This window comes from Chitinimonas sp., assembly GCF_041904975.1.
GTDB lineage: Bacteria > Pseudomonadota > Gammaproteobacteria > Burkholderiales > Chitinimonadaceae > Chitinimonas.
Window position 1 is genome coordinate 1 of record NZ_JAYRLZ010000025.1, and the last position, 26,248, is coordinate 26,248.

The window sequence follows — 26,248 nt, forward strand, 5'->3', positions numbered from 1 at the left end:
GGCGAGCCTGGGGCTGTATACGGTGGCCGAGGGGGTAGAGGATGCGCAAACCCTGGCGCAGCTGATCGAGCTGGGTTGCGACCGTGGCCAGGGTTACTACTGGTCACCGGCACTGGCGCCGCAAGAGTTTGCTGCGTTTGTACGCCGGCATCGTGCCGGTGAGCAAGCGATCGATCATTACGATATCTGATCGTTGACTCGGTAGCCGACATGAGGACGGTGCTTCGCTGCCCTGTCCCTTAACGGATGCCAATTTCCCAGCGCTGTCGCAGCCGCCGTTGCAACAGGCCGACTATCAATAACAGGCAGAACGAAATCACCAGCAGGGTTGCTGCCAGCATATGAGCGCTCTGGTAATCCAGCGCCTGCACCCGGTCATACAGCGCCAGCGAGGCAACGCGGGTCTGGCCGGGCAGATTGCCGCCCAGCATCAGCACCACGCCAAATTCGCCCAGCGTATGGGCAAACGCCAATGTCGTGCCGGCGGCGAGGCCGGGCAGGGCGGCGGGCACCAGCACCCGCCAAAAGCGTTGCTTTGGGCTGGCGCCCAGTGCGGCGGCGGCTTCGCGCAGATCGCTTGGTACGCTCTTGATGGCGGCGGTAAACGGCTGCACGGCAAACGGCAGGCTGTAGCACAGCGAGCCGATGACTAGGCCGCTGAAGCTGAACGCCAGACTATGTTTGACCACGCCAAGCCAGGCGGCACCCAGCGGCGCGTCCGGCGAAAACGCCAGCAGCAGGTAAAAACCCAGTACTGAGGGCGGCAACACGATCGGCAAGCCGACCACGGCCTCCACCACACCGGCCAGCCGGCTGCGGCTTTCTGCCAGCCAGCCGGCCAGTGGCAAGCCCAATGCGATCAGCAGAACCGTGGTAATGCTGGCCAGCTGCAAGGTTAGCCATAACGCTTGTTGGGAATCGGAGTCCAGCCACATGGGGTCAGGTGAGTATGCAGAAGCGGGTAGTGCCGGCAAGGGCGCTCGACCGCCTCAGGGTAAATCGAAACCGCAGCTTATTAACAACTGCTTGCCCTGCTCACCGGTGAGCGCCTGCAGATAGCGGCTGGCGATGGCTTTGTGGTTCGAGGCGGCCACCACAATGCCAGCCTGGCGGATCGGCGGATGCAGTTCCGCCGGAATCAGCCAGTAGCGGCCGCCGGGTCGGCTGTCTGCGGCCTTGAGCAGGGAATAGGAAACAATGCCGGCATCGGCATTGCCGCTTTGCACATATTGAGCGGTCTGGGCAATGTTCTCGCCTTGCACCAGCTTGCCGCCGAGCCGTGGCAATACCCCGGCGCCTTCCAGCGCGGCCTTGGCTGCCCGGCCATAGGGAGCAACGGCCGGATTGGCGATGGCCAGTTTTTGCAGGCGCGAGTCGTCCAGTAGCTTGAAACCCTGCGCCGGGTCGAGCTCTGCCCGGGTGGTCCACAGGGCGATGCGGCCCTTGGCATAGGGGGTCAGCTCGCTGGCTAGCCCGGCATCGACCAGCTTTTGCGGGTAATCGGTATCGGCCGACAGGAATAGATCGAATGGCGCGCCAGCCTTGATCTGGGCGAAAAAGGTGCCGGAAGCGCCGGCAGTGAATTTGATCACCGTGCCCGGATTCTGGCTGGCAAAGCGCTGGTTCAGCCGCGGCAGGCAGTGCAGCAGATCGGAGGCTGCGGCAATCGACAGGGTATCGGCAAGGGCGCAGGCGCTGCCAAGCAGCAAGGGCAGGGCGAACAGGATATTGCGCATGGCGTGGCTAAGTGTAGGCAGGAGGCCTAACCATACCAGCGTTCGCTGCATTCGGGGCTGCCATGCCGGGCACCGGGTGAGGGTGCCAGTCACACCCAACCAGCCAAGCCGCAGGCCGCGCCTGCTGCCAACAGCCACAGCGGGTTGAGTTTGCCGTGGCTGGCGACCAGGGCAGTGGCGCCGCTCAGGCCCCAGGCCAGTGCGCCATGGTCGGCGGCGCGGCCAAGCAGCAGACCGCTGCCGAGCACCAGGCCGATGGTGATCGGCGCCAGTCCACGCTCGATGGCACGGCGCCAGGGATTGTCCTTGAAGCGCTGCCACAGCTTTGCCACGGCAAAGGTCAGCAAGGATGAGGGCAGACACATCGCCAGCGTGCTGACCAGTGCACCGGGCAGGCCAGCCAGCCGCCAGCCTATCAGGGTGACCACCAGCACATTCGGGCCAGGGGATGCCTGGGCGATGGCGAACAGCGAGGCAAACTCGCTGCCGCTCATCCAGCCGTGCAATTCCACCACCTGGCGGTGCAGCTCCGGCAGCAACACATTGGCGCCGCCCACCGCCATAAGCGACATGGCGCCAAACAGCAGGGCGATTTGCAGCAGACTCGGGTTCACCGCGACGGCTCCTTTTGCACACTGCGATAGCCACAGGCGATGCCGAACGGTATCGCCAACGCCAGCACCCATAACAGTGGCAGCCGCCACAGCGCGATGGCAGCGAGGGTCAGGCCGGCCAGCGCGACCGTCCAGTAACGCCGCTCCATTTTCAAGGCGAGCTTGATGCCCATGCCGAACACCAGGCCGGCAGCCGCGGCAGACACGCCGCTCAGCGCATGCTGCAGGGCCGGCACATGGCCATAGCGGGAAAACAGACTGGCAAGGGTCAATACGATGACCATCGGTGCCAGCATCAGTGCGGCAACCGCGATCAAGGAGCCGAGCGCGCCGTGAAAGCGCGCCCCGACCACTACCGCCACATTGACGATATTCGGCCCCGGCAGCAGCTGGCCCAGGCCGAGCAACTCGGTGAATTCGCGGTCATCCATCCAGTGGCGCTGGTCCACCATCATGCGGCGTGCCCATGGCAACACGCCGCCAAAGCCAAGGATGCCGACCTGGAAAAAGCCGCTGGCCAGGGCGCTGCGGCTGGGAATGATGGGGGAGCTGGACATGGCCGCAGCGTAGGCGCCAGCCCGATTTCTGACAAACGAGTTTTAGCCAGACCGGGTGTGAAAAAACGTCACCGTCTTCAGCGGGGATCAAGCATGTCGACCTGTCCGGCCTCTGTCACGGCGGGCATATTACCTTTGCATATCCACACGCAAAGCACGGAAACTGCCGCCGCTTGTTACTTGAGATGGCGCCAATGTCTACTTCCCCTGCACCCCATGCCTTGTCGATTCCCATTGATGCTGACGGCCGTGAGCAGATCGTGATTCATCATCAGGGGCAAGTATTCGTTCCGGAATATCTGGGCAGGCTCAACGCATTCACCTACCACGCCGCCATAGGCTGGGTGGCGCCCGCATCGGATACGCAGGGGCGCTGGGCTTATGTGGATAGCCAGGGCAACTGGCTACACCCGCCACAGTTCGATGACCTCCGCAATCCATCGGAGGATGGTGTGGCGCGTTATCAGCTTGATGGACGCTGGGGGTATGTAGACCTGCGCGGACAGCTAGTGATACCAGCAAGGTTTGCCGATGCGCGGGCGTTCAGACATGGGCTGGCTGCGGTGCAGGAGCAGGAAGATGGCCCGTGGCGATATATCGGCCTGGACGGCCAGTATGCCTTTGCCACCAGCGTGAGCCGCGCCGAAGACTTTGCCGAAAACGGCCTGGCGCTGGCCAAGCAGGGCGGCCTGTATGGCTACCTCGACCGGCAAGGTCAATGGGCCATCGCACCGCGCTTTCGTCATGCCTATTCCTTCGGCGCGGGTGGCGCTGCCCCCGTGTCGGAAGACGGCGCGCTGTATGGACTGATCGATAGCCAGGGCGCTTGGCGCATGCCGCCGCGTTACCCGTATATGCAAGCCTTCAATAGTGAAGGCCTGGCCCATTTCAGCCCGGAAAACAGCTGGGAGGTGGGGGAGGGGTTTCTCGATGCCATGGGCAAGGTGGTGATCGAGGGCGGGCGCCACCTCGCCAAGCGCATGCGCTGCGGCATCGTCGCGAATGACTACAACGGCTCAAGTTATCTGCGCAGCGACGGCCAGGCACTGGAAACGCCGCCGCTGAGCTGGGGCGATCATTTCAACGACTTTGGCTACGCGGTTGTTCGCACGGCCAGCCATGCCCATCCGCAGGGCGTGGCGCAATGGGGTGTTTTGCGTCGCGATGGCAGTTTTGTCGCCGCGCCGGCCGAGGTGATCGAGCCGATTACTGATGAGGAGGGATGGCTGCCAGATCCTGGCAGCAACCTGCCGTTCTCGGCTTTTCTGACCGAGGGCGGGGACACGGTCTTTATCGGCGAAACGGGCACGATTCAGTATCGCTACGGCTATGCCGACGCACGGGTGCGCCTGTTCGGGCCCGAGGGACAGCTGCTGTGGCAGCACGCAGCGAGCGGATGTGCTGCGCCCGCCCGCTTTTTCACCGCAACGATCGATCAATACCTCGATCAACTGGATTCGCTAACTGGTTTGGTGCCGCTGGCCGAGCAGTTGTTAGCCTCGGTAGAGGCCGATCTGCATGCCTACGCCGCAGTCGACGAAGAAGACGAAGAAGACGAAGAAGACGAAGAAGACGAAGAAGACGAAGAAGACGAAGAAGACGAAGACGGCGATGACGGCGATGACGGCGATGACGGCGATGACGACCTGAGTGAGCGGCAAAGACTGGCTGCCCGGTTTACAGTGCATCGACGCCTGGTGCGCGCCTACGTCAGTGAACAGCACAATGGCTACTACGACTTTCTGCATGGCGACCAGTACGAGCTGGTGCGCGAGGCGGAGCAGGCCATGCTGGCTGCCATGCAGGCACGCTTCGGTCCGGTCGATCCCGACCCGGAGTTCGCGCTGGAGCGCTATCGCAGTAGTGAAATCCATCACGCCTGGCCGGTGCGGCTGCAGCAGCCACTGCCCGGCGAAGATCCCCGCCTGGCCGACTCCATGAACTTGTGGCTGGGGCTGTATTTCAACAACGACTCTGGCGATGGCGACGTCTGGAGCGAGCTGCATCTGGTGTGCGGCCCCAGTATCGACGCACTGGAAACCGCCGTGCGCCAGCATCGCGCCGAGTCGGCCAGTGAAGCATCCGGCGAGGATGAAGGCGTCGAGTCCGATGACGCGGCGGACGATGATGGCGACGATGCCGAACACGTGGACGATAGCGGGAAGGAACCGGAAAGCTACGAGGAATTTTTGCGGGCGGTCTGCGAGGTGCCGAGCATGCTGCTCCGCGTGCCGGCAGCGATGCTGGATGAGGCGATGATGGAGGCGGCCGTGGCCGCCAATATGGAGGCACTGGCCTATCTGCCCGCCGACTGGGTGAGCGAAGCAAAACTGGAAGTGCTGGTGCGCGCTGGCTGCAGCCAAGCCTGCCAGATTCCACCTTTGTGCATGCGCATCGGTGCACTGAAACTGGCGCGCAGCCTGTATGCCGAGCAGCATGAATGGCAATGGCGCGACGAGCGTGGTTCCCGGCTTCCCAAGCGCTGGGGAAAAGACTGCCTGTACGATGTTTGGGGTGGCCTGCTCAGTGAGGCAGATTGCCTGAAAGCCATTCAGGCCGGTGAATCTTTGGACCATGTGCCACCGTGGCTGCGCAGCGAGACCTTGGTCAAGGCAGCCTTGGCGCAGGATATCTGGAATATCCACTACCTGCCCTGGGAGGTGATTACGCCCGAGATGGCGATGCGCGCCACCCAGCATCGCTACGGCATGCTCGACGCCATCCCGCTGCATCTGCGCACTGCCGAGCTGTGTCTGGCCATGGTGCGGCGCCATGGTGACGAGCTCGAGCATGTGCCTGAGGCCTTGCGCAGCGAATACTTGTGCCTCGCAGCCATGCGGCAGGATGCCGGTGCTTTTCTGTATGTGCCGCAAGCAGTGGAAGAGGCGGTGCTGAGCCGGCTGATCGAAGACGACCTGGCTACCGCCATGGCCAAGGGCAAAGCCAAAGAGGCCAGCAAATGGCATGGCCACCGTGCCTGGTCGCGCCTGTGGCGCAAGGACTATGCGGGCGCCCTGGCCGATGCCAGGCTGGCCTTGCAGGTGGTGCCTTATCCGCAGCATGCCCATTACATCATGGCCTATGCCCATGATGAGCTGGAGCAGCCAATGGAGGCGGCAATCGCCGCTGCCCAGGTGCTGTCGCTGCAAGACCCGTATAACGAGGAATTTAACAGCGGCGCCAGTACGGATTGGCTTTACCAGGCGGTGCAAGGCCAGTTCGATGGACTGGATGAGGCGCAGCTGCTGGAGAAGATCAGCGAGCATCCATTGGCCCTGGCCGAAGTGCCACGGGCGCGGATCAACGAGGCGTTGGTCGCCGCCGCCCTGGCAGCTGATGAGGCGGCCATCGAGTTTGTGCCGAAACGGCTGATGAACCCGGAACGTTACGCCATCGCCCTGCGCCACAATACCAAGCGTTGGCAGCATCTCGCGCCGGAAATGCTTAGCGAAGCGGCCTGTATCGAGCACCTTAAGGTGTATCGCTGGGACTTGAAGGATATCCCGATGCAATGGCGCACCGTGGCGGTATGTGCGCAGGCGCTGCAGGGCTCGTCCAGTGAACTGGAGCACGTTCCCGAGGCCATTCGCAGCGAGGCCAAGGCGGCAGCGCGCGCGCTGCGCGCAGCCGACAGCGATGAGGACGAGGCTGACGACGAGCCTGAATCAGCCGAGAAGGAAAGCCCCCGCTCTCTTGGCAATTGGGGCGCCCGCCAGATTGTTGCGGCGGCCATCAATGAGCCGGCACCGACCGGGCGGTTCGGCCAGCTCAAGCACAAGCTGCGCCTGTTTGTGGCGGTACTGGCCATCATGTTTGGACACAAGCCGAAGGAGGCGCCAAGCAACCGTGGGCTGGCGGGATGGCTGGAGGTGCGGCCATTCCAGGCGGTCTTGCTCAATGGGCTGGTCAGCCTGCTGGCCCTGATCGGCCACCTTTGGGTGACTACCGTGGCCTGGCGCACGACTGGCGATATCTGGGCCGCTATTGCCACCGGCGCCTTGATTGGCTATGCCGACGCGGTCTGGGCGATTCGCTTTGTCGTGGTTGAGCCACGGCTGTATGGCCCGGCGACTGCGGCCTTGCTGGTGAGCCTGTACTGGTTCCTGTTCAGGCCGGCCTATCGCCGCGCGGCGACGGCGATCGCGGCGCGCAAGGACGACGAGCAAGACGACTGATGCCTAACGCTGCTTCATGCCGAGTCGCACACTCACTTCCTTAATCCGCCGCAGCCCATGCGGTCATGCGGCATTTTTGAAAGCAAGTTGAATATGTTCAAACCTACCACGATGATCATCGCTGCGGCGATGCTGATTCACACCGGAGCACACGCTGATATGAACCCGCAAGTGAACCCCTATGGCAAGTTCTACGAGGGCGACGGCGTCGAGATCGAAATGGCGCAGTTCGCCAGCAAGAATGCCGACGGCCTGTATGACGTGCTGCTGAAGATCAGTGGCCAGCAAGCCTTCAACGCCGGTATCGATGGCAAGACCTATCGCTATCAGGCGGTGCCGGGCGGCAACGGCGTTGATTACCAGCGCGATGGCAAAACGCGCATGATCTTGCGCCAACCCTATGGCGACTGGTGGACATTGGCCGAGGTGTTTCTCGACGGCAAGACCATTTCGATCAGCGAAAAGAAAGACAAATCGAAAGAAGTACGGCCGCTGCATTTGCTGACTGCTTTCAAGGAAAACGGGAAGTAACTGATGCGTGCCCATCTGGCTCTTATCTGTAGTGTGCTCCTAACGGTCAGTACGCTGGCAACAGCGGCCCCTGAGGCCGCTGCACTTGCCCGGCAGTTACTTGGTAGCAACAATGACTTTTCCCAGGCGATAGCGCACGACCATTCAAAAATGCGCGCCAAGCTGGATGATATAAAGGGTGCTGACGAATGCCAGGGCAGCATGCAGGCTGCGCAGGACTACCGGACAGCGTTTGCTGGCGTTCTGGAAACGGCGATCAGCAATGATCGACTGCAGGAAGCAATGACCGAGCAGTTTGCCAAGCTAAGCGATAGCCAGCGCAGTGATTTGCAGCGGGTGCTTGATTTGAACAAGCCGAAGATGTCAGATGCTTTGGCGCTGCTGCGTGATTCGACCAACCAGCAAGATTTGCTGGTTGCCATGCAGGCGATGCAAAAAGGCCTCGCTACATACAAGCAAAGTGTGCAAGCGCTGGTGCGACAAGAGCAGCCCAAGCTGAAAGTCCATTGGCAGAAGCTTGCGTCGGCCATCGACCAGTGCATCAAGGAGGAGGAGGCACGCTTAGCGCGCTAGCTCAGCTGGGTTCTTGTCACTACGCATCATCGCCTCCAGCCGTTCCGGAAAATACTTGTCCAGCAGCGCCAGCGCGGTGGCCAAGGTGGCGGCGCTGGGTTTGCCGGTCATCTCATGCGGCCGGAAATGCGCCTGGAAGGCCAGCAGATGGTCGCGCGTCTGCAGGTCGTACTGACCGGTGACAGCGATGGCATAGCCATAGGCTTGCAGGGCGCGCTGCAGCAGGGCGATATCGAGCGGCTTGTCGCGCCACTGTTTCCAGTAGCGCAGCTGGGTGGCTTCCTCATACCAGGCGCCCACGCCGTGGCGATACAGCCATTGCCAGGGAAAGCGCGGGCCGGGGTCGGCCTTGCGGGTGGCGGCGATATCGGCGTGGCCCAGCACATGGGTGGGGCTGATCTCCGGGTAGCGCGCCAGGATGCGCTTGCTCAGCGCCAGCAGCATATCCAGCTGGGCCGGCGAGTAGTCCTGGTAGAAGCAAGGCGGCGCCTCGGGCACGCCGGGGCCGACGCTCGTCTCAGGCTCCTGGCAATGGGTGGTGTTGACGTTTTCGATGCCGATCGACATCTCGTTGAGCCCGCGCCACTGCTCCCAGCGCGAGATGCCGGCATGCCAGGCCACCCGATCTTCGGCGATGATGGGCTGTGCCAGCAGTTGCGGCTCGCTGAAGCTGGCATCGCCGTCTTCCGGAATCAGATAGTGGGCGCTGACGCGGCTGCCATTCTCATCGGGCTGGCTGAGTTTTTTCAGCGAGGCGGCATAGTTCAGCGTGGTGTAGTGCATGATCAAAAAGCGCACCGGCTGGCTGCGCGCCTCGCCGGCGTTGACCGTCAGTGCCAGCAGAGCCAGTGCGCAAACGAGGGCGGAAAAGCCGCGCGGCCGCTTCATGCCGAACTCGCCAGCTGTTCGGCCAGCTGCTGCAGCATGCTGTGCCGGCGCAGCGTCGCCCTGATACGCAACTTGCGCTCGAATACGGCATTGGAGAGTTTTGACTGGCTTTGCATCGCATCGCTGAGCCAATAGATCTCCCGCCCGCTGTGCTGCAGCATATCGCTGCTGGTTTGCAGTGCGGCCAAGGTTTGCTGCTGCGCAGCATCGAGCGGCTGCTTGAGAAACAGCACATTGACCTCCTGCGCCGGCCTTGCATCACGCAATTGCGCCGCCTGCCGGGCGATATCGACCAGCTGTGCCGGCGTGCGCAGAAACAGCTCGGAGCGAAAACCGAGCAAGGGCTCCAGCTGCTGCTCCAGATCGTCCTGCAAGGCATCGGCCTCAGCCTGTGCGCTGCTAAACAGCACATTGCCGCTATTGATAAAGGTGCGCACATCGTGCTGACCAAGGCTGAGATAGTGGCCGGCCAGCTCAGCCATCTTGATATAGCGCCCGGTGACATTGATGGCGCGCATAAAGGCAATGTAGGGGATCATGGTTTTATAACTTAGGGGCAATGCACACAAAGGTTGAAAAGAGGCCGAGAAGCGCCCGGCGTGGTTTGCTTGCCGATCAATGCGTTTGAAGTGTTAGCCATGTTCAGACGCCCGAAGAAGTTTGCCTGACGTAGGAACCGTCCATGCCTGAGCCCCGCCATCGCGGGCATGGCCCGCTCCTACCAGAGCCGCAGACGCCGCAATACGCCGACGAGCGTTCACTGCCATCCAAGTCCAGGGCCCCAGGGGCCAGTCCGTCTGCTTCAGAAAACAAAACGCAGGCAAAGCAAACGCATTTCAAATCAAGTTAGCAACGCGCCGATGGCGCGGTCCCCCCGCGGCGGCGGGGGCGGAGGGGGGAGGGTTAAAACAGCAAAGCGCTTCCGGTATATCACTGCCAATCAAGCCCCGGGTCCCCCGGGGCCAGTCCGTCTGCCTCAGAAAGCAAAACAGGAAGAGCAACATCAATAGTGATACGGCGTCTTGCTGGTCCACTCACTGCTCGGCCATTGCTTGTGCAGCAGGGTAAATGCTTCGCGCGAATAGCGGCTGCTCTGCGGCGACAGGCAGCCGCCCTTGGTGGCGCGCACCAGCAGATGCAGCGCCTTCGGCGCCTGTGGGTCCTTGGGATTGGCGCGCGCCCATTCGATCAGGGTAGGGGCCAGGTAGTCGGTGCCATTGGGCAGGCTGGCCAGCGCCGCCTGTTCCTTGTCGACGTCGGCTTGCTTGGCAGGGTCGAGAAAACGCAGGGCTGCCACCGGCAGTGTGCCCCTGTCGTCGCTCTTGTCCTTGAGCGAGCACCACCAGTAGCTGGAAAAATAGCTGCGCGGTAGCGGTACAAAGGGGTGCAACTCCGGGGTGTTGATCAGGATCAGCGCGGTGGCGACCTTGCGGGCATCCCCATCCTTGGCCTGACGGAAGCGTTCCCACAGCGCCCGGGTGGTCTGGCGCGGCTTGGCCAGGGTATCGACCAGCTTGTCGGCGCTGGCATAGTCGCCGCGCAGCACCGCGCGGGTCCATAACGATTCGCTCAAGGCCTTGCGCTGGCTGGCGGGCAGGTCGAGGCGCTCCAGCGCGGCAAACAGCATGGATAGGGGCGCAGCCTTGTTCAATGCGGTGAGGGCATCGTCGTCATAGGCCGGGCCTTGCGACTTGGCGGGCTGGGCATCGCTGCTGGCCGGCGCGTCGCCCGGCTCCAGCACCTGCTCGCGCGGCGCGGCAGCAAAGAAGGCGTCACGGCTTCGTGCTGCTGCCAATTGCAGGCTCTTGAAGGCATTGACGGTGGAGGGCGCCATCTGCCCTTTCAGGCTCGATTGCATGGCACTCTCGATCAAGGTGTCGGCCTTGTCGTAATGCCTTTGTGCCAGCGCCAGTCGGGCCAATTGATGGCGCAGGGTCAGATAGAGCGGCGCGTTGGCCGGCACGGCGTTGGCCGCCTTCAATTCTTCCGGCTTGATCGCGCCGGGTGCCGCTTGCGCCAGAATGGGCACCAGCCACAGCGGATCGCGGCTGCTCTCCCATTGCGCACGCGCTTTGCCCAGTGCCAGGCTGCGCAGGCGGGCTAGTTCCTTGGCATCGGGCCGCTCGTAGCTGCTCAGGGTATTGCCGGCCTGCATGGTGGCCAGCCATAGCGTCATCGGCTGCTTGGCCTCGAGCAGGGCATTGATGTCGAGGTTGTCCATCACGAACAGATAGTCGACCACGGTCTGGTTCAATTCTTCAGGCAGCTTGGGCTCGGACAGCATCTGCGCCAATTCTTCCATCCGCTCGCGAGGCCGGCCACGCGCGTCGACCCAGCCGAGCAGGCGCTTGGCAGCCGGCTGGCTGGCGGCCAGTGGCAGCAATTCATCATGGGCCTGCTGCATCAGCGCCTTGAAGGTCTTGTCGGCGTCTTCCGGCTTGGCGACTGGCTCCAGCGTGGCCTTGCGTATCAAGCAGCGCGCCGCCAGATAGGCAGCGCTGCCTTGCCAGGGCGAGGCTTTGTCCTTGGCTATGTCGAGAAAGGCGGCATGGGCTTCGTCAAAGCGCCGGCTGTAGAACAGGGCGGCGGCGCGCTGGTAGGCGCGGTCGGCCACCAGCCAGTCGGGTGCGCCTGTCGCCAATTTGGCTGGTAAGTTGCTGCCACCGCTGCAATTGGCAAAGACGGTGTCTTGCCCATTGCGCCACTCCACCGCCCAGCGCGGATCGCGTTTGCTGCGTTCGATCAGGGTGGCGCTGGCCTTGATAAAGGCGTCGGGCGGGCAGTTCAGATAGGTGTTGAATTTGTTTTGTTCATCAACTGGCCTTCCGGCCTCGATCTGTACCGGCTTGGCGCCGGGCAGGGTCTGCCGTGTTTTGAGCCATTCTTCGATACGTGGCTTGCTGTCGCTCTCATAACTCGGGTCGAGCGGGGCGGTGGCATGCCAGTCATGGATATCGAGGTCCTTTACCTGAGTGGCGCTGAGCGGCGTGCCTCGCGCAGCGCGGTAGGCCAGCAGCAGGTAGATGCGCCAATAGCTGGGCTGCACCACGCCGAGCTTGCCGCTGCCATAGTCCACCAGCTCTTTCGGTGCGACATAGGATTCCGGATTGAACGGATTGGCCTGCAGCTCTTCGCCACCGCTGGCCAGGGCCGGCAGCGTCAGGCTGGCTAGCAGGGCGGGGAGCAACAGGGCGAATCGTGGTAGCGGGCGGCTTGGCATGCGGCGCTCCTTCGGCGTTCAGGTTCAATCGGGGCGGCCATTGTGCCAGAGCGGCTCGGCCGCCTGTCGCCATGGTCGTGGTGAAAAGTACTAGTAGCGCCCGGCGCGGGCGGTGATGGGTGGTTCATCCAGCGACAAGCCGATGGCGTCCTGGCAGCGCGCTGCAGTAAAGCGGCCGCGTGTGGCCAGCTGGCTGCGGATGGCGGCGTCGTCATTGGCCATGCGGAAGGCCATCGGCACGATTTCATCCGCTTCGATACTAGCTAGCCAATAGTCGCCGGCGCACCAGGATGCCAGCGCCGTCATCGACAGCGCCGTATCGCTTGGCAGGCGGGCGCGCAGGCCTTGCACCAGCTCGGCCAGAAAGGCGCGTTGCGAGCGGCGCGCTTCGAAATCCAGCTGCACGACGCGGCGGTTACCACGGCCGGCCACCGCCAGCACCGCATCGACAATGGCATCGCGTTGGGCGGCATTGAGGCCGGGTGTACCGCGCCAGGCATCGATATGTACCACCGGTATTACCGCCAGCCGACCATTCACTTGCAAGCCGGGTCGGCGCGGGGTGACTTGAACCGCATCGCCGCGCAGGATGACGCTGGCAGCCAGATAGGCGACGCCGGTGTCGGCATCGTTCAGCCAGCGCAGGTCTTCCGGGCGATCCCAGGCCCATAGCATGGTGGTCGGCAAGCTATCGAGTGCCGGATGCCGGTGGCGCGTGACGGCGCTGCCATGCAGTAACAAGCAGGCCAGCAGTAGCAGGATGGCCAGTCGCCCGAGCATGGCTGGTTCACACGGTGGTCAGCGGAAAGGTCAGGCTTACCTGCAGACCGTGCGGCTGACTGTCGCCCAGCGCGATGCTGGCGCCGTGGCGGCGGGCGATTTCACGTGCGATCGGCAGGCCAAGGCCGCAGCCATGCTCATTGGCTTGCAGGGCGCCACGGTAAAAACGCTCGAATACCGCATCGCGCTCCGATGCCGGTATGCCCGGCCCGGTGTCGGCCACTGTGACGAGGGCGGTACTGCGCTGGTCGGCCAGGGTGAGGGTGATTTCGCCCCCGGCCGGTGTATAGGCCACCGCATTGTTGAGCAGGTTGGCAAACAGCTCGCGCAACAAGCCCTCGTGGCCGCTGATCAACAAGGGGCGATCAAGCCCGTCCACGGCCAGATCGAGCCGCTTGGCCAGGGCGCGCGGCGCCACTTCGCGGGCCAGCTCGCGCAACAGGCGCGCCAGATCGAGCGGTGCCATGCTCAGTGGCGCATCGGGTTCGGCGCGGGCCAGCGCCAGCAACTGGTTGACCAGGCGGATGCCACGGTCGGCACTGGTTTCCAGGCGGTTGAGCCGCTGGCGCAGCGAATCCAGATCCGGCTGCGCTTCGGCCAGCTCGCGCTGCGCCACTTCGGTTTGCGATTTCAGGCCGGCCAGCGGGGTGCGTAGCTGGTGGGCAGCGTCGGCAATAAAGCGCTTTTGCCGCTCCACCTGCTTGCCGACTTCGCTGAGCAGGGCGTTCAGTGCATGGACCAGGGCGGTGACTTCGGTCGGCGCGTTGTCCAGCTCCAGCGGGGTCAGGTCGCGTGGCGAGCGGTTTTCCACCTGGCGGCGCAATTTGCGCAGGGGCTGCAGGCCACGCGCGATGCCCATCCATACCACAAAGCTGGTGGCCAGCATCAATAGCGCCAGTGGCGTCACCGTGTCGGTGAGGATTTCTGCGGCCAGCGCCGCACGGGCGGCAGTGCCCTTGGCCACCTGCACCAGCATCACCTGCGGATGCTCGGCGGTGCCGATGCGCAGGTACAGAGCGGCGACCCGCACCGCCTTGCCAGCCATATGGCCATCGTAAAACAGCGGGGTGTCGAACTTGGCGGCAAACGGCGGCGCCGGCAGGCGCTGATCGCCGAGCAGAAACTGGCCGGGCGGGGCGCTGACCATATAGTGCAGCTTGTCCTTCGGGTCTTCTTCGAGGATTTCGCGAGCGGCAGCCGGAAAATCGATATACAGCCCGTCGCCGAAGGGTTTGACCTGGCGGGCCAGGGCGCGGCTCGATTGTGCCAGGCTCTGGTCGATGGCCAGATTGGCGTGGCGTACCGCCACGTAGTAGCTGACCACGGCCGCCGCCAGCCACAGCACCAGCTGCGGCGCCAGCAGCCACATCAGCAGCTGGCGGCGCAGCGAGGGATGGGCAGTGGCTTTCATCCGGCGCAGATTCAGCTGGCTTCCGGCTCGATCAGATAGCCGAGGCCGCGCACGGTGCGTACGCCAACGCCGGAAGGCTCGATCTTTTTGCGCAGGCGGTGCACATACACCTCGATGGCATTGGTGCCGAGTTCTTCGCCACCGAGCTCGCTGGCGATCTGCTCCTTGGTGACCACCCGTTCACGCTGGCTCATCAGGATATCCAGCACCGCCAACTCGCGCGCCGACAAGTCCAGCGGCACCTCGCCGGCCCAGGCGCGCTGGCCGGCGCGATCGAGGCGCAGCCGGCCGATCTGCAGCTGGTCGGACGGCAAGGCACGCGCCCGGCGCAGCAGTGCCTTGAGCCGCGCTTCCAGTTCGACAAACTGGAACGGTTTGGGCAGATAGTCGTCGGCACCGGCTTCCAGCCCGGCCACCCGGTCTTCCACGCCGTCGAGCGCGGTGAGGATCAGGATGGGCAGATTGGGTTTGTCATGGCGCACATGGCGCAGCACGGTCAGGCCGTCCTGGCCGGGCAGGCCAAGGTCGAGAATGGCCGCGTCGCAGTCTTCGCGCAGCAGCTTCACTTCGGCCACCAGGCCATCGGCCACATGCAACACCTCAAAACCGGAACGGCGCAGATTGATGGTCAACGCGTCGGCGAGGTCGGGGTCGTCTTCTACCAGGATCAGTTTCATCGGTCAGGCTCTGTTGATGTTTTGTCGGCAGTCGCGCCGGGTCGAATTTTGCGGCAAATCAAGGCGGAGTGAGCGCCGCATAACGGGTTATGTAAGCGAATGACAACGCAGAGTTGCCGCAAAAGTCGGCCCGGCCCCTTGGGTTTTCCAGCAAAAACGCGATCTGCTGGTAAAGCGTCAACAGAGCCTAGGCCTTTGCGCCGAGCGCTGCCGCTTGGGCGGCACGCTGGGCGCGTAATGGTTCGGGTTCTGCCAGCTGCCAGCCGGCCAGATGTGGGGTAACGATGTCGGCCAGCGCGGCAATCCAGTCCGCTTCGGCATTGAGGGCGGCGATATAGCGATAATCGCCGCCACCGGCCGACAGAAAGTCCGCCTTGCCTTCCATGGCGATTTCTTCCAGCGTTTCCAGGCAGTCGGCAACAAAGCCAGGGCAGATCACGTCGAGGCGGGCGGTTTTCTGCTTGCCCAGCGTGTGCAGCACCTCGCTGGTATAGGGTTTCAGCCACTCGGCCCGACCGAAGCGCGACTGGAAGGTGACCGTGTATTGTCCTTTCAGCAGGCCCAGTCGCTCGGCCAGCAGGCGGGCGCTTTTGTGGCATTCGCAGTGATAGGGGTCGCCCTTGTAGAGGCTGAAACGCGGCACGCCATGAAAGCTCATCAACAGATGCTCGCCGCGGCCGTTTTTTTGCCAGTGCGCTTCAACGCGGCGCGCCAGCGTGTCGATATAGCCCGGCGCGTCGTGAAAGTGCTTGAGAAAGCGGATCTCCGGCGGATTGCGCATGGACTTGATCGCATCGGCCACCGCATCCATGGCGCTGCCGGTGCTCGATGCCGCATATTGCGGATACATGGGCACTACCAGTACACGGTCGCAACCCTTGGCCTTCAGGGCGGCCAGTTGATCAGCCACGCTGGGTTTGCCATAGCGCATCCCCCACTCGACCATGACCGGCTGGCCCTTGTCGCCCAGATAGCCTTGGAGCAACTTGGCCTGGCTGCGGGTATGTACCGCCAGCGGCGAGCCATCGCGAGTCCAGATGCTGGCGTATTTGGCCGCTGATTTGGCCGGGCGGGTATTGAGGATGATGCCGTTGAGAATCAGCCACCACAGCACCTTGGGGATTTCGATTACGCGCGGGTCGGACAAAAACTGCTTCAAATACGGCCGTACCGCGCGGGCGGTAGGCGCCTCCGGCGTGCCGAGATTGATCAAGAGAATGCCGACGCGGCGTGCGCTGTCGTGGCGATAGGAGGGCTCGGGCAGATAGGCCATGGCGCGCTGGGAGGTTGCGTAGAGGTGGCGATGATAGCGCGACTGGCCGGGGGCGGTGTGAGCGCAGTCGTCCGAGCCGGCCGGGCTGAGCCTCGCCGCTGCAGCCTTTATGCGACAGTCTTGCCCGGCCGGTCGGGTCTGATCGGGCAGCGGGTCGCGCGGATGGATGCAGTCATGAAAAAGCCGGCCCTGCAGGGCCGGCTCGCATTGCGGCAATCTGCTTACAAACCCAGATTGCTGATAAAGCTGTTGGTAAAGCCCAGGGTGCCGGCTTGACCGTAGCTATTGCAGATAGGCGAGGCATAGCCCGGTGCGCAATCGCGATCGCGGTCGAGCGACCAGTAGTGCACGCCGGCCAGGCCGTTTTGCTTGGCAAAGTTGCTCATGGTGACCACATCGGCCAGGGTGAAGGTCTCATCCTGGGTGTCGTTGCCGCCTATCATCGGTGTCAGTTCGATCTGGCTATACGGCACGCCATAGGCCTTGTGCAGATTGATGGCGGCCTGATTGGCCGAGCGGCCCATATCGCAGCGGCCATTGCTGCCCACTACGCAGTTGCTGGGCGACGTGCTGCCGTAATCCATCACCATCAGATTGATCAGATAGTTCTGCAGGCCATAGGCCTTGATCGCCTGCATGGTCATCACGCCGGCATGCCCGAGGCTTTGCGCATCGCTGCCGCCCAGGGTGGCCAGGGTGAAGCTGAAGCGCAGCTTGGGAAAGGTCTTTTGTGCTGCCACTACGCGCTGTACCAGGTTGTTGATGTCGGCCTGGCTCTGGCCCGCCTCGATATCGAAGTCCACCCCCAGCAGATTGCTGGAATTGTAGGTATTGATGAACTTGGCAAAGCCGGCATCGCTGCTGCAGGTAAACGAGCCGGCCGCGCCGCCGGTGGACAGGATGTAATAGCGCCCCGCCGCCACAAAGTTCTGCACATTGGCCGAGGCCACCGCATAGGGCGTCAGCCCGCCCCAGTTCTCGTTGCCGCACTCGCCAGTGGCAAACGCCCAGGTCAGTGTCTTGGCCTTGGCTGGCAGCACGCTCAACACCGGCTGCGCAGCACCAGCCACCGCCGTCGAAATGGTATTGGTATTCCAATTCATATTGACGGTGATGTCCTTGTAAGGACTGAACACCAGGCCGGCCGGTGCCGGTGTCGGAGTGGGGGTAGGCGTCGGGGTGGGCGTCGGCGTCGGGGTAGGGGTAGGGGTGGGCGTCGTGCCGCAGGCGCCGGTGTTCTTCCACGGTTGGCCGCTGCCGCCAGGTCCGCTATTGCTGGAAGGATTCTGCCCCTGCGTCCACCAGTTGGCGGTGTAGTTCACGCCGTTGTAGCTGACGGTGGCGCCACCGCTATAGGCGCTTGCGCTGTTCCAGGTGTCGGCACAGCCGCTGCCCGGATTCGGTGTGGGTGTTGGCGTGGGGGTGGGTGTTGGCGTCGGTGTGGGAGTTCCGCCATCGGCGCCGATGTCGGTCCACAAGCTGGTAGTCGTGGGGTTCCAGCCGGTACTGCTGTAGTCGGTCTGGTTGACCGTGGCGCGGTAGGCGCGGCCTTGATAGGAAACCACCGTGCCGGCGCTGTAGAAGGTATCGGCTTGCCAGGCCGGGTAGCTGGCAGCATGGACGTAAGCCGACAGCAGGGCTGCCGGCAGCAGGGCCAGCAGTGCGCCGGGGCGGGATGTGCGAACGATCTTCATGTTTCTCTCCTTATTGGGGACGCATCCTTTGACATTGCAGGGCTCGCCACACAGGTACGGTGCGATGAGTCAACTGCAATACCACTATGCAATATGCATTGTACTTTTATCCAATGCTATTTGCATAATCGGCCGTAGATACTGTTGCGTATCGACGAGCGGCGCAATTGAATAGCGCCTATCGTGATACCAGAGTAATACCGGTATTATCTGGCTGGCTGCGGATGCGTCGCCAAACAAGGCGACTGCGCCTTCGCCAGCATGCGGCGAAGGCGTGATGGGTTGTGCGCCTCTCTGGCGCTATTCCTTGTTGGCGCCGTCCCAATGCTCGGCGATCTTGCCGTTCTCGATGCGGAACATGTCGAACCAGGTGGTGCTGTGCATCTGCTTGGGGTCTTTCGGGTCGGGAGTGGGCTGTACAAAACTTACGACCACCAAATCGCCCTCGGCCACCATGGCTACGACCGGCGCCTTGATCCGGGCTTCGATGCTACGTGGCTTGGAAAACTTGCCGAAGAACCCGACAAAACCGGCGCGGCCGTTCGGCACATTCGGGTTGTGCTGGATATAGCCCTCGGTCAGATACTTGTCGGCTAACTCCAGATGCCCGCCTTCCAGCACTTCGCGCCAGAAGTCGTATACCAGCCGCTTGTTGGCAGCTGCCTTGCTATCGCTGCTGGCGAGCAGCTGCTCGTGGTTGGGATTGGGCTTGACCGGCACCTGGGCGAGGGCGGCTGGGGTAGCGGTCAGCAGGCAGGCGAGGGCGAGAAGGCTTGGCTTGAGCATATGGTTGTCCCTGAGGGCGTGATTGGGCCGTGCAGCATCGGCCAGGGTGGCGGGCGGCGTAAGTTGCATGCGATCAGCGGTGCAATGGCGGGATGAAATGCCATCACCCGGTATGAACCCCCTGCCGTGCAAGATCACAATGCGACGAGCGGAAATGTTTCCATGCAGGCGTGGGTGCGGTACTTGCGTGAGGCCGGTTTCCTTCAATCAACCCCTGGGTGGAAAGGAAACACCATGCATATCCTCTCATCGCAGCTCAAGCTGGAGGGTAAGGCCAGCAGCGAGCTGATGCTCAAGCGTGATGGTCATGCGCTGCTTGATGCCGGCGCCCAGTTCGGGCAAATGCTCGGGCAGGAACTGGACGCCATGCGCCAGGCCAAGGTGCAGCCGGCCAATGACAGCGCCTCCAGCAGCAAGGTAGTCAAGGAGACCATGCCCAATTCGGTGGACATCATTCTGGAGATACTGCAAAAGCAGAAGCTGGCCAGTTCCGCAGTGACGACGCCGGTCAGCGCTGCGGCCAGGCCTGTCTCGACCAACGCCGCTGTGCTGACTGTCAATCTGGGCGAGGCCAAACCTACGCCATTTGTATCGCAAAGCCTGCAGTACCAAAGCACGGAGTCATGCAGCTTCAATGCCAGCGGCAATGTTTGCCTGGCCGATGGCAGCAGTCGGCAATTTGCGGTCAGCTTCAATCAAGCGCGTAGCGAATCAGGCGTGTTGAATGGGTCGGGCACGGTGTTTCGCGACCCCTTGCTTGTAGACTTCAAGCAGCCGGGCACTGGCTTGGGCGGCGCCAGCGTCGATTTTGATCTGGACGGCGACGGAAAAAAGGAGTCGATGCAACTGCCCGGCCCGCACAGCGGCCTGCTGTTCTATGACAAGAACCACAATGGCAAGGCCGATGACGGCAGCGAGCTGTTCGGCCCGCGCAGCGGCAAGGGTTTTGAGGAGCTGGCTGCACTCGATAGCGATCACAATGGCTGGATCGATAGCGCCGATGCCGCCTGGGGCGATCTGAAACTGTGGGAAACCGGCAGCGATGGCAAGGAAAAAGTGGAAACGCTGGCGCAGGCCGGTATTGGCGCGATGGCGGTGAGCAGCGCTGCTACACCGTTCACGCTGAAGCAGGACGGCAAGGTGGTGGGGCAGCAGCAGGCCAGCAGCGTGTGGCTTGGTGAGAATGGTGGGGCCGGTGTAATCCGCCAGGTGGACCTGGCGAGCAACAAGACCGCCTGAGCGATGGCGGCATGACAAGAGACAGGAAAAGATAACGGCGCCGCAAGGCGCCGTTATCTTGCCTGGCTGGCCGGCAAGCGCCAGGTGGAGCCAGGGTGAAGCAATCGAAGCGCAAAACGCGCACCTTTGCTGCGCGTCTTGCCGAGGGCTGGAACCCGCTCCGTTCAGCGCCTCACTAGCGATACTTCTCGGCGCAGGCGCGAATCTTGGTGCTGTCGTCCAGATCGAGGCATTTGCGCGCATCGGTCTTGGCGTGGGCCGGATTGTTCGGTCGCGCAGCCGGATGTTCGGCGCTAGCCGTCGCCGTCGCCGCTGGCGCAATCGGTGCAGACACGGCCGCGCTGGCTGCTGCAGCAGGCTTGCTGCTTACCGTGCTTGCGGCACTCGTTTGCCCGGAGGTGGCTTTTTGCAGGGCATCCATCACCTGTTTGTCGCCAAGCAGATTCATCTGTGGTGCATCGAAGCGACCGGCTGCGTCGCCGCACATCCTGGCCATTTCGGCGGCTGGCGCCGCGCCGAGTTTCTGGTTGATATCGGCCTTGGCGCGCAGGATGGCGCTGTCAACGCTGCCTCGCTGAGCCGATGGCACGGTCGACATATACTGGCGCGCCAGCGAAATCACTGCGGAATGGCGTTGTTCCCAGCGCTTGTAGGCGCTGGACAGGGCGTCGCGCGAGGTGGGTTGCGCCTTGCCGCACCAGTCCATGATGCTGTCGGCAGCGGCAATCTCACCCAGCACAATGCCTGCTGCTACGGCGGGGTCGGTGACATTGGGTGCTGCCTGTGCGGTGACAAACAGGGCCAGGACAGGCATCAGCAGTAGCGGGCGCATTACTTCACTCCGGTTGGTTGGTAGTCGCCCGCAGCAGGCGTGGCACGAGCAGTGCCGACATGGTAGGCGCAGTTGCTGTGTATGACAATGTTGTATGCGGTCCGGATGCTCAGCTGGGGTCGAGCGATTTTGCCAGCTGAATCATGGCGGTGCCGGTGGTTGGGTGCGGCTGGCGATCAACGACGCCATAGCCGTGGCGGGCAAATAGCCGGATCAGCTTGAGATTGGCTGCCGTAGTCCAGGTCGCGGCGCGCTGCAGCGCAACGCTGCGACACCATGCTTCGCCGGCCAGCAGCAACTGGTTGGCTACCGACTGCTTGCGCCAACTCGGCACGACAAACAGGGCGGCGATCAAGCCAGCGGCACACCCTTGCGCGTCCAGCTCTTCCCGCACTATGCAATGGCCGGTGATTTCGCCGTGTTCGGTTTCGGCCAGATAGACCCGCGCCAGCGTCTGGTTGCGGTCCAAGTGCCAGCGCACCCGCGCTTCCAGCCAATCCAGGGTATGCAGGGCAATCCCCTGGGCTTCGCCTTCCACTTCGATCAAGGTATCGCGCATGCGGGTGGCGACCAGGGCAATCTCGCTATCCGAGCCCGCGTCGATCGGACGGATGCGTCCGCCGGAGGGCAGCAGGAAATCCGGGTGCTGCAGATGTAGCTCAGGCATGGCTGGCTCGGTCAAGTGGCAGGATCAGGGTTTGATTATATGCCGCGACAAGCGTCAAAACTGCACATGCGCAGCCGAGCCGCCATCCACATACCAGTTGGCGCCGGCGACAAAGCTGGCGGCCGGGCTGGAGATGAATGCAACGACTCGGGCGACTTCTTCGGCACTGGCCAATCGCTGCATCGGATTGCGTGCCAGCACCGTCGCAAATCGTGCCGGGTCATCGCGCTGTGCACGGCCCCAGATGCCATCGGCACACAGGGTATCGCCCGGTGACACCGTATTCACGCGCACCTTGGGCAGCAGTTGTGCCGATAGCGATTTCATATAGTGGGCCATGGCAGCCTTGGCGGCGCCATAGGCCGCCGAGCCCGGTGCCTGGAGCGAGCTCGCCTTGGAGCCGATAAAGGTAAGCGCAGCATGCGGCGAGCGTTGCAGATATGGCAAGGCAGCTTCGGTGTTGGCTACAGTGGCGGCGACATCGACCGCCAGACTGGCTTGCCAGTCGGTCGACAGGGCGCTGACATTGGCAATGAAAATATCGAAGTCGCCCAGCATGGCCAGCCAGTCCGAAAACGCGGCTTGATCGGTCACATCCAGCAAATGGCCCGCCACCCGGCCCGGCAAGTCGGCCAGCTCGGTCACTAGCGCATCGATTCCGCTTTGCCGCCGCGCGCAAAATGCCACATCACAGCCTTCGGCTGCCAGGGTGCGGACAATCGCCGCGCCAATGCCGGCCGATCCGCCGGTCACCACGGCCTTCAGGCCAGTCAGATGCAGGTTCATGAATACTTACAACTCCCTGGCAATATTTACATCAAGATTTCAGCGTGCAAACGACACCAGAGGCCGATTTGGCGCGAGGCGCTGGCATTCTTTGGCGAGGCGATCATAATCCGCTGGCGGCCGCCATGGTGGCTGGTAATCCAGAATGAGACCGAAATAGGAGATGAACAATGCGCATGATGACTTTGCTGTCCCTGGCTGCGTTGGTAGGTGTGGCGTCTGGCTGTGCCAGCATGGCCAATTACAAGGCTGCCGATTCGGGCGAAGAAGTTGAGGAAGTCAGTTACACCACCGGTAGCAATATTCCGCATCGCGGCACCAAGGTTCGCGCGATGAGTGAAGATGAAAAACTGCGTGCGCTGGAAAGCGTAAGGCAAGGCAATCAAATCAAGGTGGAAGGTCGTTGAGTTCAGACAACGGCAAAGAGCAATGACATTGCCCGCTAGCGCGCCGATTGCGTGGTAGCGGCAGTGTCCCATCGTCAACCGGGAAAGCAGGCGAGAGGCGGGACAGTCGTCTTGCTTGCCCGGGCTGCTGCAGTGCCGGCAAACGACGCAAGCATCTTTCTCCCGAGCGTCGCTTGCGCCTTGATAGTTCAGATGTAACTCGCCCGACTTGGGTGGTGCGCTGTGTCGGTACAACATTGCGCAGTGATTTGCGCCAGAACCACATCAGGTTCCTGCGGGAGGTGCAGATCAATGCAGCGGTCGCGAGGTGTCGATGTTTCCTCGCCCGGCTCAGTCAGCGACAAATAAGCCGAATTGATACCATCCGGGCGTGGGGCTGAGCGCCGAGTGTACGCGTGGCCTGGTTCCTGGAGCGTTTTAGGCGCGCCTGACGATACGTAACAAGGTTTGGAGATGATAGTGTGACTATTCGAGGTAGATTGGCTGCCGCCTCGCTACCATTGGTGCTGCTGGCCTGCGCCGGTTTGCCCGAGCGAGGGGCGTATGAGAAAGGCTTTGTCGCAATCGATCAGGCGACTTGGTCTGAAGAGCCTTCGCAAAACCCGGTGTCGACTGAATACAACTATGAAGAGTCGGCCGAGATCACCGGAAGCCATATTCCGCGCAAGCATCATGAAACGCGAAAGATGACGGCCGACGAGGTCAGGTCGATTGTCGAGCTGCTCAAGCCTGAACTGCCCAAGTAAGCGCGGTGCGGGCAGTTGCGCGACGGGTTGCTACCGCGTCGCCTTTGTCTGACCGCGCATTGTCTCGTAGCCCCTACCTTGCCGGCGCGCAGCGGCCAGCCCTTCAAGCCGCATCAGGCACTGTCGCGCTTGATCACCAGCGCCCCCGGCGCCTGGCACACCGGCATCAGCGAAATCACATTGATATTCACATGGGCCGGCCGGCTGACCAGCCAGGCGACCGTATCGGCAATATCGTCCGGCATTAGCGGCGTGGTGCCCTGGTAGACGCTGGCGGCCTTCTGGTCGTCGCCCTTGAAGCGCACATTGGAAAATTCACTGCCGCCGGCGAGGCCCGGTTCGATGCAGCTGACGCGGATTGGCGTGCCGATCAGATCGGCTTTCAGATTCAGGGTGAACTGGTGGACGAAGGCCTTGGTGGCACCATAGGCATTGCCACCGGGGTAGGGATACTCACCGGCAATCGAGCCCATATTGATGATCTGGCCGCGCGCGCGCGCCACCATGCCGGGCAATACCGCGTGAGTCATGGCGACAAGGCCGAGGCAGTTGGTGTTCAACATCTGCTGCCAGTCATCGAGATCGGCGCGCTGCGCGGGCTCGAGGCCGAGCGCGAGGCCGGCGTTATTGACCAGCAGATCGATATCGGCCCAGTCGTCGGGCAGGCCGGCAATGGCGGCTTCAATGGCGCTGCGGTCCTGCACATCCAGTTGCAGCGGCAACACGCGCTCCGGGAATTCGCTGCATAGCGCTTCCAACCTGTCCTGGCGACGGGCGCTGGCAATCACGCGCCAGCCATCGCCTGCCAGGCGGCGGGCAATGGCCAATCCAAAACCGGCGCTGGCGCCGGTAACCAGGGCTATCTTGTGCGTTGCGGACATGCGGGTTTTTCCTTGGGCTGATCAGTTCAGATACACGCTGTCGTCATGCAGCGAGCCGCCCATTCTAGCGCCATCTGTCGGGACAATCGCCAGTGCCATGGCGATCACGGCCAGCTGCAGCACGGTCAGGCTGCTGGCATACAGCAGCGCTTCATTAAATGAGAGTTCGGTTTTCATGCTGCGGCCTCCGCATACTGCGCGCCGCCGTGGCCGAACGACCAGTTCTCCCTGGCGGTTTCCTGCAAGTGTGTATAGACCGGACACATAGGTAACAGGTGTGCGAGGACATAGGTTACGCATTTCACGTTTTAGGTGGCAGGGTATGCAAGTCCAAAGTCATCAGGCGCTGGTGGCAAAAACGAACCTCAAAGACCCCATCTTTCAGCGGGTCCGGTCGAATCGCGATGGGTAAGCGATGCAAGGCATTGGACACCTTGATTTCGCGCTGCCTGAATCGAAACCAACCATTCCAGCCGACTTCGATCACTTGATCGTCAGGACCATATTCGATAGGCCTCAAAGCGATAGGAAAGACAAGCGGGCTGGGACGATAACGCGTAACTGGGGTTGCCATGGCTAACGCTTCATGGGGGCGCTGCTGGTTGTACACCTCCCGCCATTGATCGAATGCCTGCTGGACGTGGGTGAGGTCCTGGAAGCTCCGGCCGTTCAGGACTCCCGCCTTGAGCGTTCGATGAAAGCGCTCATCCTTACCATTGGTTTGTGGATGGAACGGGCGACTGTGACTGACCCGGATGCCCAGCCGAATCAGCCAAACCGTCAACTGCGTAATCCCGTGACTCGGGTCGCTGGGGCTGCCCCAGGGAGCCCCATTGTCGGCATTGATGCGTACAGGAAGGCCATAGCGCTCGAATACCGCTTGTAACTGAGCCTGCACAGTAGCGGTGTCGGTACGCTCGCAGGCCACCAACGTCAGGTTGTAGCGAGAGTGATCATCGATCAGTGTCAGTGGGTGACAGCGACCGGCCAAGGTATCGAAATAGCCCTTGAAGTCGATTTGCCAGAGCGCATTCGGCTGGTCATGTTCAAACCGTTGCCACGCCTGTGGTTGCTCGCTGGCAGTTGGTGTAATCAGGCCGTGGCGATGCAGAATGCCCGTGATGGTGCTGGGTGAGGGCACGGGAATATGGCCCAGATCGAGCAAGCGGCGCTGTAATTTACGTCCACCCCAGCACGGATGCTGATGGCGGAGGCTGACCACCAGCGCTTCCAGTGCAAGATCAGTCCTGGCTGGAGAATGTTTAGGCACGCGTGACTGGTCAGCAAGACTGTCTGGTGAGTCAGGATCAAACCGTTTACGCCACTTGTAACCCGTCTTGGCGGAAATACGAAAGCGTCGGCACAGGTCGCGAAAGTTGCAGCCTTCCTGCAGAGCGAGTTGCACGAATTCAGAGCGAAGAGACATGGTATCCAGTGGCTTCCAAGGCATGAGGTTTCGATCTCCGGCGCTGCCAAGTGGCATGCACCAGAGTGTTACCCATGTCCCCGCACACCTGTTACCTATGTGTCCGGTCTATACAGTTTTCCAGAAAATGGATAAAGGCCAGCAGCTCGGCAATGGCGCGATAGAGCTCGGGCGGAATATGCTCGTCCAGATCAACCTGCATCAACAGGCCAACCAGCTCAGGCGATTCATGTACATAGACACCCGCCTCGCGAGCCCGCTCGACGATGGTCTCTGCCAGCAAGCCCCGCCCCTTGGCAACGACTTTGGGCGCGCTCACCCCTTCGCGATAGGCCAGCGCAACCGCCTG

At 62.4% G+C, this 26,248-nt stretch carries 27 protein-coding genes; 7 read left to right on the forward strand and 20 right to left on the reverse strand.

Translation table 11 applies throughout. The annotated features are described in order from the left end of the window. Nucleotides 1-190: EAL domain-containing protein (locus ACE3OH_RS04215; RefSeq protein ID WP_374348859.1), on the forward strand; the 190-nt coding region annotated here is incomplete at its 5' end. A 49-nt stretch (nt 191-239) separates the two neighbouring features. On the opposite strand, the gene modB is transcribed toward ACE3OH_RS04215, so the two are convergent. Genes modB through ACE3OH_RS04235 form a run of 4 tightly spaced genes read right to left on the reverse strand, consistent with a single transcriptional unit; the run spans nt 240 to nt 2,907 of the window. Continuing rightward, the gene (gene modB / locus ACE3OH_RS04220) at nt 240-935 is read right to left on the reverse strand and encodes a molybdate ABC transporter permease subunit (RefSeq protein WP_374348862.1); all 696 of its coding nucleotides are present in this window, start codon (nt 933-935) and stop codon (nt 240-242) included. Between the two features lie 54 nt (nt 936-989). Beyond that, entirely contained in the window at nt 990-1,787 is a 798-nt protein-coding gene (gene modA / locus ACE3OH_RS04225) for a molybdate ABC transporter substrate-binding protein (protein ID WP_374348864.1), read from the reverse strand. A gap of 38 nt (nt 1,788-1,825) precedes the next feature. Further along, nucleotides 1,826-2,350: a chromate transporter gene (locus ACE3OH_RS04230; RefSeq protein ID WP_374348867.1), complete on the reverse strand. Its 525-nt coding sequence runs from the start codon at nt 2,348-2,350 to the stop codon at nt 1,826-1,828. Next, nucleotides 2,347-2,907, reverse strand: coding sequence for a chromate transporter (locus tag ACE3OH_RS04235; RefSeq protein WP_374348869.1), 561 nt, complete (start codon nt 2,905-2,907; stop codon nt 2,347-2,349). Before ACE3OH_RS04235 ends, ACE3OH_RS04230 begins: the two co-directional genes overlap by 4 nt. A gap of 194 nt (nt 2,908-3,101) precedes the next feature. On the opposite strand from ACE3OH_RS04235, the gene ACE3OH_RS04240 reads away from it, so the two are divergent. From ACE3OH_RS04240 to ACE3OH_RS04250, 3 genes are all read left to right on the forward strand, one after another. Beyond that, entirely contained in the window at nt 3,102-7,082 is a 3,981-nt protein-coding gene (locus ACE3OH_RS04240; RefSeq protein ID WP_374348874.1) for a WG repeat-containing protein, read from the forward strand. 93 nt (nt 7,083-7,175) lie between these two features. Then, complete coding sequence (locus ACE3OH_RS04245) at nt 7,176-7,613, forward strand: hypothetical protein (protein ID WP_374348877.1); 438 nt, start codon at nt 7,176-7,178, stop codon at nt 7,611-7,613. Nucleotides 7,614-7,616: 3 nt separating this feature from the next. Continuing rightward, nucleotides 7,617-8,186 carry a hypothetical protein gene (locus ACE3OH_RS04250; RefSeq protein WP_374348880.1) on the forward strand — a complete coding sequence of 190 codons (570 nt, stop codon included), beginning with the start codon at nt 7,617-7,619 and terminating at the stop codon, nt 8,184-8,186. On the opposite strand, the gene ACE3OH_RS04255 is transcribed toward ACE3OH_RS04250, so the two are convergent. The 9 genes from ACE3OH_RS04255 to ACE3OH_RS04295 form a co-directional block, all read right to left on the reverse strand. Continuing rightward, nucleotides 8,175-9,074: an N-acetylmuramoyl-L-alanine amidase gene (locus ACE3OH_RS04255; protein ID WP_374348883.1), complete on the reverse strand. Its 900-nt coding sequence runs from the start codon at nt 9,072-9,074 to the stop codon at nt 8,175-8,177. The two genes, ACE3OH_RS04250 and ACE3OH_RS04255, sit on opposite strands and share 12 nt — an antisense overlap. Further along, entirely contained in the window at nt 9,071-9,613 is a 543-nt protein-coding gene (locus ACE3OH_RS04260; RefSeq protein ID WP_374348886.1) for a DUF1697 domain-containing protein, read from the reverse strand. The genes ACE3OH_RS04255 and ACE3OH_RS04260 overlap by 4 nt, the downstream gene beginning before the upstream one ends. A 464-nt stretch (nt 9,614-10,077) precedes the next feature. Next, a complete protein-coding gene (locus ACE3OH_RS04265; protein WP_374348889.1) occupies nt 10,078-12,294 on the reverse strand; it encodes a hypothetical protein in 2,217 nt (738 codons plus the stop codon). 90 nt (nt 12,295-12,384) lie between these two features. After that, the gene (locus ACE3OH_RS04270) at nt 12,385-13,074 is read right to left on the reverse strand and encodes a hypothetical protein (RefSeq protein ID WP_374348891.1); all 690 of its coding nucleotides are present in this window, start codon (nt 13,072-13,074) and stop codon (nt 12,385-12,387) included. 7 nt (nt 13,075-13,081) lie between these two features. Beyond that, a complete protein-coding gene (locus ACE3OH_RS04275) occupies nt 13,082-14,485 on the reverse strand; it encodes a sensor histidine kinase (protein ID WP_374348895.1) in 1,404 nt (467 codons plus the stop codon). Between the two features lie 11 nt (nt 14,486-14,496). Next, the gene (locus ACE3OH_RS04280) at nt 14,497-15,162 is read right to left on the reverse strand and encodes a response regulator transcription factor (protein WP_374348897.1); all 666 of its coding nucleotides are present in this window, start codon (nt 15,160-15,162) and stop codon (nt 14,497-14,499) included. Nucleotides 15,163-15,349: 187 nt separating this feature from the next. Next, entirely contained in the window at nt 15,350-16,435 is a 1,086-nt protein-coding gene (hemH, locus tag ACE3OH_RS04285) for a ferrochelatase (RefSeq protein WP_374348901.1), read from the reverse strand. A 221-nt stretch (nt 16,436-16,656) separates the two neighbouring features. Next, complete coding sequence (locus tag ACE3OH_RS04290) at nt 16,657-18,129, reverse strand: carbohydrate-binding protein (protein WP_374348904.1); 1,473 nt, start codon at nt 18,127-18,129, stop codon at nt 16,657-16,659. A gap of 300 nt (nt 18,130-18,429) precedes the next feature. Continuing rightward, nucleotides 18,430-18,984 (reverse strand): ester cyclase, encoded by a 555-nt coding sequence (locus ACE3OH_RS04295; protein WP_374348906.1) that lies wholly within the window; start codon nt 18,982-18,984, stop codon nt 18,430-18,432. A gap of 165 nt (nt 18,985-19,149) precedes the next feature. On the opposite strand from ACE3OH_RS04295, the gene ACE3OH_RS04300 reads away from it, so the two are divergent. Then, nucleotides 19,150-20,154, forward strand: a complete 1,005-nt coding sequence (locus tag ACE3OH_RS04300) for a hypothetical protein (protein WP_374348908.1) — start codon at nt 19,150-19,152, stop codon at nt 20,152-20,154. A gap of 175 nt (nt 20,155-20,329) precedes the next feature. Here the strand turns inward: ACE3OH_RS04300 and ACE3OH_RS04305 are convergent, their stop codons facing one another. From ACE3OH_RS04305 to ACE3OH_RS04315, 3 genes are all read right to left on the reverse strand, one after another. Then, on the reverse strand, nt 20,330-20,986 hold the full coding sequence (locus tag ACE3OH_RS04305; RefSeq protein ID WP_374348911.1) for a hypothetical protein: 657 nt from the start codon (nt 20,984-20,986) through the stop codon (nt 20,330-20,332). Nucleotides 20,987-21,095: 109 nt separating this feature from the next. Further along, complete coding sequence (locus ACE3OH_RS04310) at nt 21,096-21,653, reverse strand: GNAT family N-acetyltransferase (RefSeq protein ID WP_374348916.1); 558 nt, start codon at nt 21,651-21,653, stop codon at nt 21,096-21,098. Nucleotides 21,654-21,707: 54 nt separating this feature from the next. Beyond that, nucleotides 21,708-22,439: an SDR family NAD(P)-dependent oxidoreductase gene (locus tag ACE3OH_RS04315; RefSeq protein WP_374348919.1), complete on the reverse strand. Its 732-nt coding sequence runs from the start codon at nt 22,437-22,439 to the stop codon at nt 21,708-21,710. 170 nt (nt 22,440-22,609) lie between these two features. Between ACE3OH_RS04315 and ACE3OH_RS04320 the strand changes: the two genes are divergently transcribed. Beyond that, nucleotides 22,610-22,846 (forward strand): hypothetical protein, encoded by a 237-nt coding sequence (locus tag ACE3OH_RS04320; RefSeq protein WP_374348921.1) that lies wholly within the window; start codon nt 22,610-22,612, stop codon nt 22,844-22,846. A 461-nt stretch (nt 22,847-23,307) separates the two neighbouring features. Then, a complete protein-coding gene (locus tag ACE3OH_RS04325; protein WP_374348924.1) occupies nt 23,308-23,592 on the forward strand; it encodes a hypothetical protein in 285 nt (94 codons plus the stop codon). 113 nt (nt 23,593-23,705) lie between these two features. Here the strand turns inward: ACE3OH_RS04325 and ACE3OH_RS04330 are convergent, their stop codons facing one another. From ACE3OH_RS04330 to ACE3OH_RS04345, 4 genes are all read right to left on the reverse strand, one after another. Next, nucleotides 23,706-24,473 (reverse strand): SDR family oxidoreductase, encoded by a 768-nt coding sequence (locus ACE3OH_RS04330; protein WP_374348927.1) that lies wholly within the window; start codon nt 24,471-24,473, stop codon nt 23,706-23,708. 21 nt (nt 24,474-24,494) lie between these two features. Further along, complete coding sequence (locus tag ACE3OH_RS04335) at nt 24,495-24,650, reverse strand: hypothetical protein (RefSeq protein ID WP_374348930.1); 156 nt, start codon at nt 24,648-24,650, stop codon at nt 24,495-24,497. A 124-nt stretch (nt 24,651-24,774) separates the two neighbouring features. Beyond that, nucleotides 24,775-25,923: an IS481 family transposase gene (locus ACE3OH_RS04340; RefSeq protein ID WP_374348932.1), complete on the reverse strand. Its 1,149-nt coding sequence runs from the start codon at nt 25,921-25,923 to the stop codon at nt 24,775-24,777. A 67-nt stretch (nt 25,924-25,990) separates the two neighbouring features. Continuing rightward, nucleotides 25,991-26,248, reverse strand: a 258-nt coding sequence (locus ACE3OH_RS04345; protein ID WP_374348935.1) for an EscU/YscU/HrcU family type III secretion system export apparatus switch protein, incomplete at its 5' end; no start/stop codon positions are given.